Consider the following 14,117-nt stretch of genomic DNA (forward strand, 5'->3'; position numbering starts at 1 on the left):
CTCATAGTAAGGAATCAAGAATGTTCACAGCAGGAAGAGGCCGGCTCGTCGCGTTTGGCGCAGTCGTGGTTGGGGCAGCAATAGCCCTTTCAGGGTGTGCTTCGAGCGACCCGCTCTCCACCGGAGGCAATTCGACCGACGCCGCAGGCGGAACCCTGATCGTCGGTTCGCAGGATTACTACTCCAACGAAATCATCGCCGAAATCTACTCGGAGGCCCTCGAAAACGGCGGCTACACCGTGACGCGATCCTTCAAGATCGGTCAGCGCGAGGTGTACCTGCCCGAGATCGAGGCGGGCAAGATTGACGTGTTCCCCGAGTACTCGGGAAGCCTTCTCCAGGCCCTCGACAAGACTGCTGTCAGCGGAACGCCGGATGAGGTGCACACGGCTCTCGCCGCCGCGCTTCCCGACAACCTGCGTGTTCTCGACGCGGCCGGTGCATCCGACCAGAACTCCTGGACAGTCACGCAGGCGTTCGCCGACAAGTACAGCCTCACCGACCTCGCGTCGCTGAAGAATGTCACCGAGCCGATCACGGTCGGAGGTAACTCCGAGCTGCAGACGCGTCCGTACGGACCGAAGACCCTCGAGAGCAAGTACGGCATCAAGATCGCCGGCTTCAAGGCGGTTCAGGACAGCGGCGGACCGCTGACGGTGAAGGCGCTGGTGGATAACACCATTCAGCTCGCCAACATCTACACGGCCGACCCGAACATCAAGACGAACAAGCTCGTGGCCCTCCAGGACCCCGACGCCCTGTTCTTCCCCGACAACGTTGTTCCCGTCGTGTCGAAGAACGTCGACACCAAGGCCGAGGGCATCCTCAACGATGTCGACGCGGCCCTGACTGCTGACGACCTCGTGAGCCTCAACTCGGAGAGCGTCAACGACCAGAAGTCGGCTGCCGTCATCGCCAAGGCGTGGCTCGCCGACAAGGGCCTCGTCAAGTAACACCCGACGCGGTTGAGGGGCGGGCACCGTGCTGGTGCCCGCCCTTTGTCGTTGCGTCCGCAGGTCAGATTTCCGCGCGCAGTGCCTGGAGACGGGCACGCCAGGTTCCGAGGCGTGAGGGGAGTTCGGCCAGCGCGGGCCCGTCAACCCATCGCGTGACGATGCGGATGCCGTGCAGAGCGTTCAGCGACCACAGCTCGACGCCGTCGATCTCCGTGGGGGTGACAGCTTCTTCGTAGGTCTCGATGCCCAGCGCCGTGGCGAGTGCCAGGACGCTTCTGACCGTCACGCTGTCGACGCGGTCAAAGGTTGACAGCGGACCGCACAGGATGTTTCCCCTCCACCAGAGGAGCCCGCTGTACGCGCCCTCCACGATGTAGCCCTCTTCCGTCAGCAGTATCGCCTCGTCGGCACCGGCGGCCTGGACGGCAACACGCGCCTGCAACAGGCGTGCGAGATCCGGTCCCTTGACGAGGGGAGTGTGGCGCGGGTCATCCCCCTGGTGTGTGGCAACAACGACGGAGCGCGTGGTGTCCGGGGCGCTCCGGAGCCGGAATACCAGGGACGGCGCGCCCCTGCCCTCCTCGAGCTCGACCCGCGGGAACCAGTCCCCGTCGCGCGGGATCAGGGCGATGGCGTTGTCCCAGAAGGCGTCGGCGTCGAGCTCGCCGCGCACCGGTGCCGGGATTGCCGACATGAACCGGTCGCGGTGGAGGCCGAGGGCGAGAGTGAGCCCATCACTCACCCGCCACGAATCGGCCACGGTCAGGGAAGTTTCGTGCGGGTCGCAGTAATCCAGCGCGGCGAGTGCGCCGCCCTGCCACCGGTAGATGCTGTTGACACTCATAGGCTTAGGGTATGCGCCCCCGAATCCTCTGGCATCCGATCGACGTTGTGGTCGATCCCGATGCCGCGTTTGTGGCCCTGTTCGGTGACAGTACCGACGTGGTGTGGCTGGACAGCAACTCGGCAGCGGCGGGCAAGAGCTACCTCGGGCGCGCCGCGCGCACGGTCTCGTCGGATGACATCGATGGATCCGTACTGGATTTCTTGCGCGCAGAACTGGGCGCGGTCGAGGTCGACGCGGGGCGCGATGGGTTCGCCCTCGGCTGGCTCGGCTGGTTGAGCTATGAACTCCGGTTCGAAACGATGGGGGCGGAGCGCACACGCCGGTCGCGATACCCGGATGCGGCGTTCCTGTATCTGGACCGGGCGATTGAGTTCGACCACGGGACATCCACCATCACCCTGCTGGCACTCGGCTCGGAGTGGGACGACGAGCTCACCGCGTGGCGCGATGAGACGACCGAGGCACTTCGCGGAGCGAGGCCGCCGGCGCGACCGCGGAAACCGCGGCTGCTCGGGTCGGCATACTGGCGCTACAGCGACGACAAATACCTGGCGATGATCGGGGAGGCCCAGGCAGCGATCGCCGCGGGGGATGCGTACCTGCTGTGTCTGACGAGCGAGTTCCGCGTGCAGGGTGCGCCCGATGTGGTGTCGACGTACCGTGCGCTGCGGACGGCGAGCCCCAGCCACCACGGTGGTCTTCTGCGCATTGGGGGAGTCGCGCTGCTCAGTGCCTCTCCGGAGCAGTTCCTGTCGGTGTCGCCGGACGGTGTCATCCAGTCGCGCCCCATCAAGGGGACGAGACGTCGCGGCGCCACCCCGGACGAAGATGCGCTTCTCCGTGACGAACTGCTGCACAGCGAGAAGGAACGCGCGGAGAACCTGATGATCGTTGACCTGATGCGCAATGACATCGCACAGGTCAGCGAGATTGGGTCCGTCGATGTAACGAGCCTGCTCGCGGTCGAAAGCTACGCGCAGGTGCATCAGTTGGTGAGCACCGTGCGGGGGCAGCTCCGCGCCGATTTGCACGGTGTCGACGCCGTCGCCGCGTGCTTTCCCGCGGGGTCGATGACCGGCGCGCCCAAGCGCGCCGCGACCGAGATTCTCGACCGGATCGAGCAGCGTCCCCGGGGCATCTACTCGGGAGCTTTCGGATACTTCGGGCTCGACGGCCGCATCGATCTGGCCATGGTGATCCGCAGTATCGTGATCGACGCGGACGGCGCCACCGTCGGCTCGGGCGGAGGCATTACCGCCCTGAGCGACCCCGCGGAAGAACTCGACGAGGTGTACCTAAAGGCGGCCGCGCTGCTCGGAGTTCTCGGCGCCGACGACTGACCGGCACGCGTGCCCGTTACTGCGAGTCCTGTTTCTCCAGGTCGGCACGAAGTTCGTCGAGCTCCTGCACCCAGCCATCGAGGTTGTCCTTCATGGCTGCGGTCACGTCGTAACTGTCGTCGAGCGATGCCCACCCGTCTTCCACGACCGTTACCCGGGTGCCGCCGTCCTCGTCGTCGAGGGTGAATCGCACCCGCGTCGCGTGTCCGTCCGTCGGGTCCGTGTCGGCGGTGCGCGCCCAACGGAACCCGAACACCGCCGGTGCATCAATTTCTTCGATCACGATCCGGAAGGTGCCGTAGCCCTCGAACGTGAGGGAGCCGACGGCGCCCGGCGTCAGCGCGAACTGGGCGTCGTCACCGAACCACTGGGCGACAAGCTCCGGCTGGGTGAGTGCGTCCCAGACGTGGGAGCGTGGTGCCTGGATGTGAACGGTGTGAGTGATCTCCGGGTCATCCACGCGTATCTCCTTGGTGTCGGCGCGTGCCCCATGGTGGCCCGCCGGGCGCCGAACCCGCAAGCGCGGCGCGACACTGCTGGGTTTAGTACAGTTATCCGGGGCATTTGGCCACTGATTCGGCCGGCCCCACCTCTCCCCGCAATGAATTGAGAAATCCGTGGCACACGAGCACGAGCACGATCGCAGCGCAGCCGACGAGGCATCCGAGTACGACATTCCTGCCATCGAGCGGAAGTGGCAGGGCGTCTGGGATGAGCTCAAGCCCTTCGCCAGCGGCAACCCCGAGGACAAGCGCCCCCGCAAGTACGTGCTCGACATGTTCCCGTACCCCTCGGGTGACCTGCACATGGGTCACGCGGAGGCGTACGCCCTCGGTGACGTCATCGCGCGCTACTGGCGCCTGCAGGGCTTCAACGTCATGCACCCCATCGGCTGGGACTCGTTCGGACTTCCCGCGGAGAACGCCGCCATCAAGCGCGGAATCGACCCGCGCGTGTGGACCTACGCCAACATCGACCAGCAGAAGGCGAGCATGCGCCGGTACGCGGCATCCTTCGACTGGGACCGCGAGCTGCACACGAGCGACCCCGAGTACTACAAGTGGAACCAGTGGCTGTTCCTCGAGCTCTTCAAGAAGGGTCTTGCCTACCGCAAGGACAGCTGGGTCAACTGGGACCCGGTGGACCAGACGGTGCTCGCTAACGAGCAGGTGCTGCCGGACGGCACGTCGGAGCGCTCCGGTGCGATCGTGGTCAAGAAGAAGAAGACCCAGTGGTACTTCAAGATCACAGATTACGCAGACCGCCTGTTGGACGACCTGAACCAGCTGGAAGGCGCGTGGCCCTCGAAGGTCATCGCCATGCAGCGCAACTGGATCGGCCGGTCCGTCGGTGCCGATGTTGACTTCGAGATCGAGGGTCGCGCCGAGAAGGTGACGGTCTTCACGACCCGCCCGGACACCCTGTACGGCGCAACCTTCATGGTTGTTGCTCCGGACTCCGACCTGGCCGCGGAGCTGGTTGCCGGATCGACGGCGACGGCCCGCATGGCGTTCCAGGACTACCTCGAGCAGGTGCAAAAGTCCACCGAGATCGAGCGTCAGGACGCCAGCCGGCCGAAGACCGGTGTCTCCCTCGACCGTTTCGCGATCAACCCGGTCACGGGCGAGCGCATGCCGATCTGGGTGGCCGACTACGTTCTGGCCGACTACGGACACGGCGCCGTGATGGCGGTTCCTGCCCACGATCAGCGTGACCTCGACTTCGCCATCAAGTTCGACCTGCCGATTCGCGTCGTTGTCGACACCAACGCGCCGATCACCACGTCGATCCCCGTGCTCGAACTCGACGAGAACGGCGAGGCGATCCTGCCGGATGACCTCCCGCCTCTCGACCCGCGCTCGACCGGTACCGCCCTCACCGGCGACGGTCGCATGATCAACTCCGGACCGATCGACGGTCTGAGCAAGACCCACGCGATCAAGAAGATCATCGAGCAGCTGTCCGCCGCCGGTAACGGCCGCGCTGCCAAGACCTATCGCTTGCGCGACTGGCTGATCTCCCGCCAGCGGTACTGGGGCACGCCAATCCCGATCATCCACGGCTCCGACGGTGCATTGCTGCCGGTGTCCGAGGACCAGCTGCCGATCCTGTTGCCGCCGACCGAGGGCCTCGACCTGCAGCCGAAGGGTCAGTCGCCGCTGGGCGCCGCCGAGGAGTGGGTCAATGTGCCCGACCCCCGCGACGGCAGTCCCGCGCTGCGTGATCCCGACACGATGGACACCTTCGTCGACAGCTCGTGGTACTTCCTGCGCTTCCTGAACCCCAACGACGAGACGCAGGCGTTCGACCCGCGTCTCGCCGACAAGTGGGCTCCGGTTGACCAGTACGTCGGAGGCGTTACCCACGCGATCCTCCACCTGCTCTACGCGCGCTTCATCACGAAGGTGCTCTTCGACCTCGGATATGTCGGCTTTACCGAGCCGTTCACGGCGCTGCTCAATCAGGGCATGGTCCTCATGGAGGGCTCCGCCATGAGCAAGAGCAAGGGCAACATCGTCAGCCTGAGCGAGCAGCTCGACCTGCACGGTGTCGACGCCGTCCGTCTCACGATGGCGTTCGCCGGACCTCCCGAGGACGACATTGACTGGGCGGATGTCGCGCCCGCCGCCTCCGCCAAGTTCCTGAAGCGCGCCTGGCGTCTCGCCGGTGATGTCACGAGCTCGCCCGACATCGAGTGGAGAACGGGAGACCAGGCGCTGCGTCGCCTCACCCACCGCTTCCTCGCCGAGGGACCGGGTCTGATCGAAGCCTTCAAGTTCAACGTGCTCGTCGCCAAGATCATGGAGCTGGTCAACGCGACGCGCAAGGCAATCGACACGGGCGCCGGCGGCGGCGACGCTGCCGTGCGCGAGGCAACAGAGGTCATCGCCATCGCGTTGAGCCTGTTCGCGCCGTACACGGCCGAGGAGATGTGGCAGAAGCTGGGCTACGAGCCAACGGTCGCGCTTGCCGGCTGGCGCAAGGCCGACCCCACCCTGCTGGTCGAGGACTCGGTGACGGCGATCATCCAGGTCGATGGCAAGGTGCGCGACCGTGTCACCGTCTCGCCGAAGATCGGGTCCGACGAGCTCGAGAAGCTCGCCCGCGCGTCCGCCGGGGTCGTCCGCGCCGTGGGTGACCGCGAGATCGTCAACGTGATCGTCCGGGCCCCTCGAGTCGTCAACATCGCGACCAAGTAGAAGCTCCTCCACAGAATCATCCGTTCCCGGTCGGGAGCCACGCGTGCGGACATAGTCTGCCCGCGTGGCACCGCACCGAGAGCGTTCCGACGACCAGAACCGTGGCCGGGCACGCCTGCGCCTGAAGCTCGGCGCCGCGGTTGTTGTGGTCCTCGCTGCCGCCGGCATCGGCGTACTCGTCACCGCAACCTCGCCCACCACGCATTCGGCGACGGTGACGCGCGCCGCGCCGCAGGTCGCAGCGTCCGCCAGCGCCTCCGCCAAGCCCGGGGCGATCGCCACCTCGTCGGCAACCACGGTGTTCGTTCACATCCTTGGCGAGGTCGCGCGCCCCGGACTGTACGAGCTCCATCAGGGCGACCGGGCCATCGACGCGGTCGCTGCTGCGGGCGGACTGACTTCGCGCGCCGATCAGACCCAGCTCAACCTTGCCCGGTTCATTACCGACGGCGAACAGATCATCGTGCCGCGGGTGGGCGCGACACCGGCGGCACCGCCGTCCGCTGGCGGAGGCGGCGCGGTCGCGGGCGCCAAGATCAATATCAATACGGCGGATGCCTCGGCGCTCGAGTCCCTCACGGGTGTCGGGCCAGCCCTCGCGGGTCGGATCGTCGACTGGCGTCAGGCCAACGGGCCGTTCGCTTCCGTTGACGACCTGCTCAACGTCACCGGAATCGGACAGAAGACGCTGGACGGCTTTCGGGACGAGGTGACGACGTGACGGGCGTTGATCTGCGGCTCGCCGTTCCCGCGGCAGCCGCGTGGATCGGGCTTGTGCTGGTGCTGCCGGTCCCCGGCGTCCTCTGGCCGGTAGCGGCGGCGAGCTGGGTCGTGTCGGCACTCCTGGTGATTGGTGGAATCGTGGCAGTTCGTCGTCCGCGACGCGGCCGGGGCCTTGTTGGCGTTCTCGCCACGGCCGCAGCCGTACTGGCTGCGGTGGCCCTGGTGACGACATCGGCGGCGTCCCGCGCCGATGCACGGCGACCGCCGTGGTTGGTGAGCGCGGCGTCCCACGGCACGCGAATCGATGCAGCCGTGGTGACCACGCAGACGGTGGTCCCGGGAGACGAGAACTTTGCCGCGACCCTGACGGCAGTGGGGGCGACGGCGGTGCGCGTACCCGTGCGGGTGTTCGACGCCTCTCCGGCGCACCGCGTGGGAATAGGGACCACCATCGCGGTGACAGTGAAGGCGAAGCCGACGGCTCCGGAAGACGGCACGGCGTTCCTCCTGTTCGCGGACGGACCGCCGTCGGTACGGGCGCCGCCTCCCTGGTATCTCGACTGGGCAAACGGGTTGCGTGACGCGTTCTCGGCCGCTGCCGGCGAACTGCCGGGAGATGGTGGGCGGCTGCTGCCCGGCCTGGCGATCGGAGACACCACCGCGGTGAGTGATTCCCTCGATGCCGACATGAAGACGAGCTCGCTCAGTCATCTCACGGCGGTGTCCGGCGCCAACTGCGCCGTGGTGATCGGGGTGATCCTCGCGGCGGGGGCGATGGCAGGCCTCGGGAGGAAGGCCCGGATCGTGGCATCCGTCTGTGTCCTCGTGCTGTTCGTGGTGCTGGTGAGTCCCGAGCCCAGCGTGATGCGGGCGGCGGTCATGGCAACGCTTGTGCTCGTGGCGATGGCCAGCGGGCGTCCCGTGCGAGGGCTGCCCGTTGTGGCGCTTGCCGTGCTGGTGATGCTGGTCACCGACCCCTGGCTGGCCCGCAACTACGGATTCGCCCTCTCGGTGCTGGCGACCGCGGGATTGCTCGTGCTGGCTGCTCCTCTGACGCGGGTGCTGTCAGGCTGGCTGCCACGCTGGCTGGCGGCGGTCATCGCGGTACCCCTGGCTGCCCAGCTTGCCTGCCAGCCCGTGCTGATCCTGCTCGCTCCCTCGCTGCCCGTGTATGGAATCGTTGCGAACGTTCTCGCGGCGCCGGCGGCTCCCATCGCGACGGTCGCCGGGTTGATCGCGTGCCTGCTTGTTCCCGTCGTTCCCGTCATCGGGGTGCTCGTGGCCAGGCTCGCCTGGCTCCCCTCGGCGTGGATCGCCGCTGTCGCGGATTTCTTCTCGGGCCTTCCCGTTGCGCGTATCCCGTGGCCGGTCGGCGTACCGGGAGCGCTCCTGCTGGCGATCGCCACCGCGTTCGGGCTCGTGTTGGTCCTTGCTCCCGTACGCCGCTGGCTGAGGCAGGCGGGGGTGGCTCTGTTCGTCGTGGTGGGCGTCGTGGTGGCGGCGGCCGCGGTCGGCAGCCACATCGCCCAACGGTCGGGATGGCTGGACGACTGGCAGATCGCCGCCTGCGACATCGGTCAGGGTGATGCGATGGTCGTCCGCAGCGCGGGGCAGGTCGCCCTCATGGACACGGGACCCGATCCCGCCCCGCTGACGGCCTGCCTGCGCACCCTCGGCATCGATCACATCGACCTCCTGGTGCTCAGCCACTTCGACCTCGACCACGTCGGGGGAGTTTCCGCGGTGTACAGCAAGGTCACGCACGCCTTCGTGGGTCCCGTCGCCGGGGCCGCGGACCAGGACATCGTGAACGCACTGTCGGCATCGGGCGCCATCGTCGAGCAGGTGTCGCGCGGTCCGGAGGGCATGCTCGGCGACCTGCGGTGGCGCCTGCTCTGGCCTCCCGCGACGCTGGGGGACATCGAGCCGGGCAACGCCGCCAGCGTCACGATCATGTTCGAGCCGGCGGGAGAGTGCGCGGGCGGATGCCTCAGCTCCCTGTTTCCCGGAGACCTCGGCGAAGACGCCCAGAACCGCATGCTCGCGGCCAATCCCGGACCGCTGACGGTCGATGTCATCGAGGTCGCCCACCACGGAAGCAGTGATCAGAGCGACCGGTTTTACGCCCGCGTCGCCGCCACGGTCGGACTCATCGGTGTCGGGGTGGACAACGGATACGGTCATCCCACCTCCCGGCTCCTGGAGATACTGGCGTCGGTGAAGACAGGCGTGGAGCGAACGGACCTCGACGGGCTCGTTCTCGTCGCGCCCGGAGGTGCCGACGGCTCGGTGCGGGTGTGGACGCAGCGGTCGGGTGTCGCACCCGGCGGCTAGGCTTGCCAGCGGAAAGGGGACACACACGTGCCTGCCAAACCGGCCGCAAAATCCGCGCCCGCGATCGCTCAGCTCAGCTGGAACGCCATCCGGCCCGCGAGTGTCGTTCTCATCTCCGGACCAGAAGCCTTCCTCGCTGACCGCGCCCTGCGCTTGTTGCGTGACACGCTTCGCGCGGAAGACCCCAGCCTCGAGGTCAGCGACATTGAGGCCGATGGCTACGCTCCCGGCCAGTTGATCACGCTGGCCAGCCCGTCGCTCTTCGCGGAGCCGCGCATGATCCGGGTAACGAACGTCGAGAAGAGCACGGACGCCTTCCTCAGCGAGACGCTCAGTTATCTCGAGAATCCCGCTGACGACACGTACCTGGTGCTGCGCCACGGTGGGGGAGTCCGGGGCAAGAAACTCCTGGATGCCGTGCGGGGCGGCCTCGGCGGTGGCATCGAGGTCGTCTGTGCCGAGCTGAAGAAAGACAGCGACAAGCTCGACTTCGCCGCCGCCGAATTCTCCTCGCAGAAGCGACGGGTAACGGCCAGCGCACTGCGCGCGCTCGTGTCGGCGTTCGCCGACGACCTGGCCGAGCTCGCTGCGGCGTGCCAGCAGCTGCTGGCAGACGCCAGCGAGGAGATCACCGAGGTCACGGTGGAGAAGTACTACTCCGGGCGCGTCGAGACCAACTCGTTTAAGGTGGCCGATGCGGCCATTGCCGGGCGGCGGGGTGAGGCGCTCGTGCTGCTGCGGCACGCACTGGCGTCCGGAGCCGACCCGGTACCCATGGTCGCCGCTTTCGCGGCAAAGCTGCGCACGATGGGCAAGATTTCCGGCGCCCGTGGTGGGTCGGGCCAGTTGGCCCAGCAGTTCGGTCTGGCGCCCTGGCAGGTCGACAGGGCCCGTCGTGACCTGCAGGGCTGGACCGATGAGGGACTCGGCAACGCGATCAACCTGCTCGCCGAGACCGACGCCCAGGTCAAGGGCGGCGGCCGAGACCCCGTCTACTCCCTCGAGCGAATGATCGGTGTTATCAGCAACCGGGGCGAACGCTAACAGCTCAGCCGGGCGCGTCCTTCCACGACAAAGCGCCCACCACCGACCGGTGATGAGCGCTTTGTCGTGCAGGCTCCGGAGGGAGCCCTGTGGCTTAGAGAGCCGAAACAGCCTTGGCGATTGCGGACTTCTTGTTCGCAGCCTGGTTCTTGTGGATGACGCCCTTGCTGGCGGCCTTGTCCAGCTTCTTGGACGCGAAGACCAGCGCGGTGGCGGCCTTCTCCTTGTCGCCGGCGACGATGGCCTCGCGCGTGGCGCGGATTGCCGTCTTGAGCTGGCTCTTGATCGCCTTGTTGCGGTCCTGGGCCTTCTTGTTGGTGCCGATGCGCTTGATCTGCGACTTGATGTTTGCCACGTGAATTACCTTTTCGTTTGCGTGAGTAGTTGGAGGGGCCGCCAGGATCCGATCAGATACCGATCCGCGACCACGGTCCGCGTTCCGTTCGCAATGCAAACGTGGTACGCGTATGCCAACAGGCAAAGATACGTGGTTCGATTGGGCAATCGACAGCACTTTCGGAAGCGTTCTCCGCGAGTAGTGCTGAGCGGCCGGCATGAAGTCGTCGCGTGGTGCACCCGTGTTTCTTCTCCCATCATGCCCGATATTCACGCCGGCTGCAGCCAATTCCCGCATTTGAGGGCAAATCGGCCACTCATGTGCGGCGCCGATCAGGTGAATAATACCCATAGTCTTTGTATACATCGTCACGCGTCGCCAAATCTCTGGTCCGCCCGACTTGGGATGGGTAGTCATGACGCATGCGTGAACCGAAGTCCGATGCCGCCAGCACCTTCGGCGGTCGCGTACGTGAGCACCGTCAGCGCCTGGGCATCAGCCAGGAGACGCTCGCCGAACTGTCGGGCGTGCACTGGACGTTCGTCGGTCAGGTCGAACGCGGAACCCGAAACCTGAGCCTGCACAACATCATCAAGCTCGCGGGCGGTCTCGACATTGACCCCGCCGTGTTGGTCAGCGGAATCACCGCCAGTATGGTGCCCGAGGAAACCCGCGCTCCCTCCGCTGCCGAGCGAATTCTCAGCGAACGTCGGTCGCAGCAGGACGGTGCCGAACCAGTAGCGTAGGGGCCATGCCGTTCCTCGCTCCGCACATCCCACTCGTGCCGGCGTCGGGTATTCGCCGAATTTTTCAGCTGTCACAGCAGCTCGAGGGGATCACCTCCCTGGTCATCGGCGAGCCGGATGTCGCAGTTGCCCCGCACATCGCAGCGGCGGCGAAGCAGGCCTGGGACGACGACCTGACCGACTACACCGACAACGGCGGTATCCGGCCGTTCCGTGATGCGATTGTCGAAAAGCTCGCCCGTGAAAACTCGATGCGGGTCAAGGTCGAACAGGTGTGGGTCACCGTGGGAGCCACCCAGGGCCTGAACCAGGCCATGCACCTGCTGCTCGCGGCGGGCGACGAGGTTCTCGTGCCCGACCCGGGATATACGACCTTCACGATGACCGCCCGGTTGCTCAACGCGACGCCCGTGCCCTACAGCCTCCGCGTCGACCGCGATTTCATGCCGGACCTCGAAGAACTCGAAAGCCTCATCACCGAGCGCACCCGGGTGCTGATCATCAACTCGCCGTCCAACCCCCTCGGCACGGTGCTGCCCGAACCGGTGCTGCGCGAGCTTCTCGACTTCGCGTCGCGCCACGACCTGTGGATCATCAGCGACGAGGTCTACGAGTACTTCACCTGGGACGAACCGCACATCAGCATCGCCAGCCTCGACAGGGAAGACCGCGTCTTCACCGCGTTCTCCCTGTCGAAGACCTACGCGATGACCGGAATCCGCGTGGGCTACCTTGTCACGCCGCCCGGCCTCACCGACATCATGCGCAACGTGCAGGAGACGACGATCAGCTGCGTCGACACCCCCGCCCAGTACGCGGCCATCGCGGCGATCACCGGTGATCACACGCAGGTCGTCGAGGCGCGCGAGCACTACCGCGAGAACATCGCCGCGGCGACGAGATTGCTCGACGAGCGGGGCATCCGCTACCTGCGTCCCACCGGCGCGTTCTACCTCTGGATCGACGTCAGCACCGCAAGCCGCGGGGACGTCGCCGCCTGGGCGGAAACCTTCCTCGTCTACCAGCGGGTCGCCGTCGCCCCCGGGACAGCCTTCGGGGCATCCGGCGAGGGCTGGATCCGCGTCAGCCTCGCCGTCAGCCACGAGATCCTGATGACCGGCCTCGGCAAGCTGCCCGCGCCCGCGGTGACCGCATGACCCCGCCGAAGGACGCAAAGGCGCCCAAGCCACCGAAGACCCCCAAGGAGTCGAAGGCCCGTCGCGTCGTCATCGCCGGAGCCGGCGGCTTCATGGGCACCTACTTCGTCGCCAAGTTCCGCGCGGATGGCTACTCGGTCGTCACGATCGGACGCAGCGGAGCGGATGCCTCGTGGGGCGACACCGTCGCGATCGAGGCGGCCATCGACGGGGCAGACCTGCTGCTGAACCTCGCCGGCAAGAGCGTGAACGCGCGCTACAGCGAGAAGGTGAAGACGGCGATTCTCGGTTCCCGCGTGCTGACCACCGGCGAGCTTGGCCGCGCAGTCGAGTCCGTCGCGCGTCCGCCGCGACTCTGGCTGAACGCCAGCACCGCCACGATCTACCGGCATGCCGACGACCGACCGATGACGGACGACACCGGCGAACTCGGCCAGGGATTCTCCGTCAACGTGGCGACTGCCTGGGAGCGTGAGTTCTTTGCCCACCACCGCAAGGGCGTCCGCCAGGTTGCCCTGCGGCTCGCGATCGTCCTCGGCGATGGATCCGCCCTGAAACCCCTCGTTGCGCTCACCCGGCTCGGGTTCGGGGGCCCGCAACGCGGCGGCAAGTCGGGCGGCGGTCGCCAGTGGTTCAGCTGGATCCACATCGAAGACGTCTACCGCGCCATCCGCTTTATTGAGGCGGATGCCACGTTCGAAGGCACCGTCAACGTGTCGTCACCCCAGCCGGTGCGCAACCGTGACCTCATGGCGACGCTGCGCCGTGTGCTCGGTGTCGGCTTCGGCCTGCCCCTGTTCCGCTGGATGATCGAGCTCGGATCCTTTGCCATCCGGTCGGAGTCCGAATTGCTCCTCAAGAGCCGGTGGGTATTGCCTACCCGGCTGCAGCGGGAGGGCTTCGTCTTTCAGTACCCGGAGCTCGAAGCGGCGTTGCGCAACATCCTGAAGCGCGAACAGATCAGGGATTAATCGGGGGATACCCCGATAGTGGTTGACCAGACAGACTCGTAGCCTCAAACCATGACCACAACCGATAACGGCGGCCCGGCAGCGGGAGCGCCGCACGCACCACTCCCGCCCGCGGATCCCGCCTTCGCCCAGCCAGCCCTGCAACCGCGCCCGGCGCCCGCACTCTCACCGGCCCGTACCCTCGGAATTCTCAGCCTCATCGGGGGCATCGCCTCGATCGTCTTCGGGCAGACGGTGCTCATCCCGGTCGCGGCGATCGTGCTCGGTTTCCTCGCCCGCCAGCGTGAGCCGTACAGTCGCGCCTACGCCAACTGGGGCATCGCGCTCGGCATCATCGCGCTGTTCGGATGGGTCGCCGTTCTCATTCTCGGCGCGCTGATCGCGGTTCCTTTCGCGATTTTCCACTGGCTGTAACGGGCCGAAACGCGCCCTGACCGCGCGTCCCGCGTGACACGGTGCGCG

At 66.7% G+C, this 14,117-nt stretch carries 13 protein-coding genes; 10 read left to right on the forward strand and 3 right to left on the reverse strand.

Translation table 11 applies throughout. The features are described from left to right. Window positions 1-20: 20 nt before the first annotated feature. Window positions 21-953 (forward strand): ABC transporter substrate-binding protein, encoded by a 933-nt coding sequence (locus tag HB677_RS08110; RefSeq protein ID WP_213815169.1) that lies wholly within the window; start codon window positions 21-23, stop codon window positions 951-953. A 64-nt stretch (window positions 954-1,017) separates the two neighbouring features. Here the strand turns inward: HB677_RS08110 and HB677_RS08115 are convergent, their stop codons facing one another. Further along, window positions 1,018-1,800, reverse strand: a complete 783-nt coding sequence (locus tag HB677_RS08115; RefSeq protein WP_213815170.1) for an aminotransferase class IV — start codon at window positions 1,798-1,800, stop codon at window positions 1,018-1,020. An 11-nt stretch (window positions 1,801-1,811) separates the two neighbouring features. Between HB677_RS08115 and HB677_RS08120 the strand changes: the two genes are divergently transcribed. Next, entirely contained in the window at window positions 1,812-3,143 is a 1,332-nt protein-coding gene (locus HB677_RS08120) for an anthranilate synthase component I family protein (RefSeq protein ID WP_213815171.1), read from the forward strand. A gap of 16 nt (window positions 3,144-3,159) precedes the next feature. Here the strand turns inward: HB677_RS08120 and HB677_RS08125 are convergent, their stop codons facing one another. Continuing rightward, entirely contained in the window at window positions 3,160-3,603 is a 444-nt protein-coding gene (locus tag HB677_RS08125; protein WP_213815172.1) for an SRPBCC domain-containing protein, read from the reverse strand. Window positions 3,604-3,760: 157 nt separating this feature from the next. On the opposite strand from HB677_RS08125, the gene leuS reads away from it, so the two are divergent. The 4 genes from leuS to holA all read left to right on the forward strand — a co-directional run bounded on the left by leuS (window position 3,761) and on the right by holA (window position 10,444). Beyond that, the gene (gene leuS, locus HB677_RS08130; RefSeq protein ID WP_213815173.1) at window positions 3,761-6,343 is read left to right on the forward strand and encodes a leucine--tRNA ligase; all 2,583 of its coding nucleotides are present in this window, start codon (window positions 3,761-3,763) and stop codon (window positions 6,341-6,343) included. 64 nt (window positions 6,344-6,407) lie between these two features. Next, on the forward strand, window positions 6,408-7,064 hold the full coding sequence (locus HB677_RS08135; protein WP_307852522.1) for a ComEA family DNA-binding protein: 657 nt from the start codon (window positions 6,408-6,410) through the stop codon (window positions 7,062-7,064). Further along, entirely contained in the window at window positions 7,061-9,400 is a 2,340-nt protein-coding gene (locus HB677_RS08140; RefSeq protein WP_213815174.1) for a ComEC/Rec2 family competence protein, read from the forward strand. The genes HB677_RS08135 and HB677_RS08140 overlap by 4 nt, the downstream gene beginning before the upstream one ends. A 27-nt stretch (window positions 9,401-9,427) precedes the next feature. Further along, window positions 9,428-10,444, forward strand: coding sequence for a DNA polymerase III subunit delta (gene holA, locus HB677_RS08145; RefSeq protein ID WP_213815175.1), 1,017 nt, complete (start codon window positions 9,428-9,430; stop codon window positions 10,442-10,444). 94 nt (window positions 10,445-10,538) lie between these two features. On the opposite strand, the gene rpsT is transcribed toward holA, so the two are convergent. Beyond that, window positions 10,539-10,799 (reverse strand): 30S ribosomal protein S20, encoded by a 261-nt coding sequence (gene rpsT, locus HB677_RS08150; protein ID WP_213815176.1) that lies wholly within the window; start codon window positions 10,797-10,799, stop codon window positions 10,539-10,541. Window positions 10,800-11,203: 404 nt separating this feature from the next. Between rpsT and HB677_RS08155 the strand changes: the two genes are divergently transcribed. Genes HB677_RS08155 through HB677_RS08170 form a run of 4 tightly spaced genes read left to right on the forward strand, consistent with a single transcriptional unit; the run spans window position 11,204 to window position 14,069 of the window. Further along, entirely contained in the window at window positions 11,204-11,527 is a 324-nt protein-coding gene (locus tag HB677_RS08155) for a helix-turn-helix domain-containing protein (protein ID WP_213815177.1), read from the forward strand. A 5-nt stretch (window positions 11,528-11,532) separates the two neighbouring features. Further along, the gene (locus HB677_RS08160; RefSeq protein WP_213815178.1) at window positions 11,533-12,684 is read left to right on the forward strand and encodes a pyridoxal phosphate-dependent aminotransferase; all 1,152 of its coding nucleotides are present in this window, start codon (window positions 11,533-11,535) and stop codon (window positions 12,682-12,684) included. Next, window positions 12,681-13,655 carry a TIGR01777 family oxidoreductase gene (locus HB677_RS08165; RefSeq protein WP_213815179.1) on the forward strand — a complete coding sequence of 325 codons (975 nt, stop codon included), beginning with the start codon at window positions 12,681-12,683 and terminating at the stop codon, window positions 13,653-13,655. Before HB677_RS08160 ends, HB677_RS08165 begins: the two co-directional genes overlap by 4 nt. 51 nt (window positions 13,656-13,706) lie before the next feature. Next, the gene (locus HB677_RS08170) at window positions 13,707-14,069 is read left to right on the forward strand and encodes a DUF4190 domain-containing protein (protein ID WP_213815180.1); all 363 of its coding nucleotides are present in this window, start codon (window positions 13,707-13,709) and stop codon (window positions 14,067-14,069) included. Window positions 14,070-14,117: the final 48 nt, after the last annotated feature.

The sequence above is a fragment of the Glaciihabitans sp. dw_435 genome (assembly GCF_018449675.1).
GTDB lineage: Bacteria > Actinomycetota > Actinomycetes > Actinomycetales > Microbacteriaceae > Glaciihabitans.

Excerpts from the sequence above, each read along its gene's own strand:
- HB677_RS08110 (WP_213815169.1), top strand. The coding sequence starts at position 21 with ATGTTCACAGCAGGAAGAGGCCGGCTCGTCGCGTTTGGCGCAGTCGTG.
- HB677_RS08115 (WP_213815170.1), bottom strand. The coding sequence starts at position 1,800 with ATGAGTGTCAACAGCATCTACCGGTGGCAGGGCGGCGCACTCGCCGCG.
- HB677_RS08120 (WP_213815171.1), top strand. The coding sequence starts at position 1,812 with ATGCGCCCCCGAATCCTCTGGCATCCGATCGACGTTGTGGTCGATCCC.
- HB677_RS08155 (WP_213815177.1), top strand. The coding sequence starts at position 11,204 with ATGCGTGAACCGAAGTCCGATGCCGCCAGCACCTTCGGCGGTCGCGTA.
- HB677_RS08160 (WP_213815178.1), top strand. The coding sequence starts at position 11,533 with ATGCCGTTCCTCGCTCCGCACATCCCACTCGTGCCGGCGTCGGGTATT.
- HB677_RS08165 (WP_213815179.1), top strand. The coding sequence starts at position 12,681 with ATGACCCCGCCGAAGGACGCAAAGGCGCCCAAGCCACCGAAGACCCCC.
- HB677_RS08170 (WP_213815180.1), top strand. The coding sequence starts at position 13,707 with ATGACCACAACCGATAACGGCGGCCCGGCAGCGGGAGCGCCGCACGCA.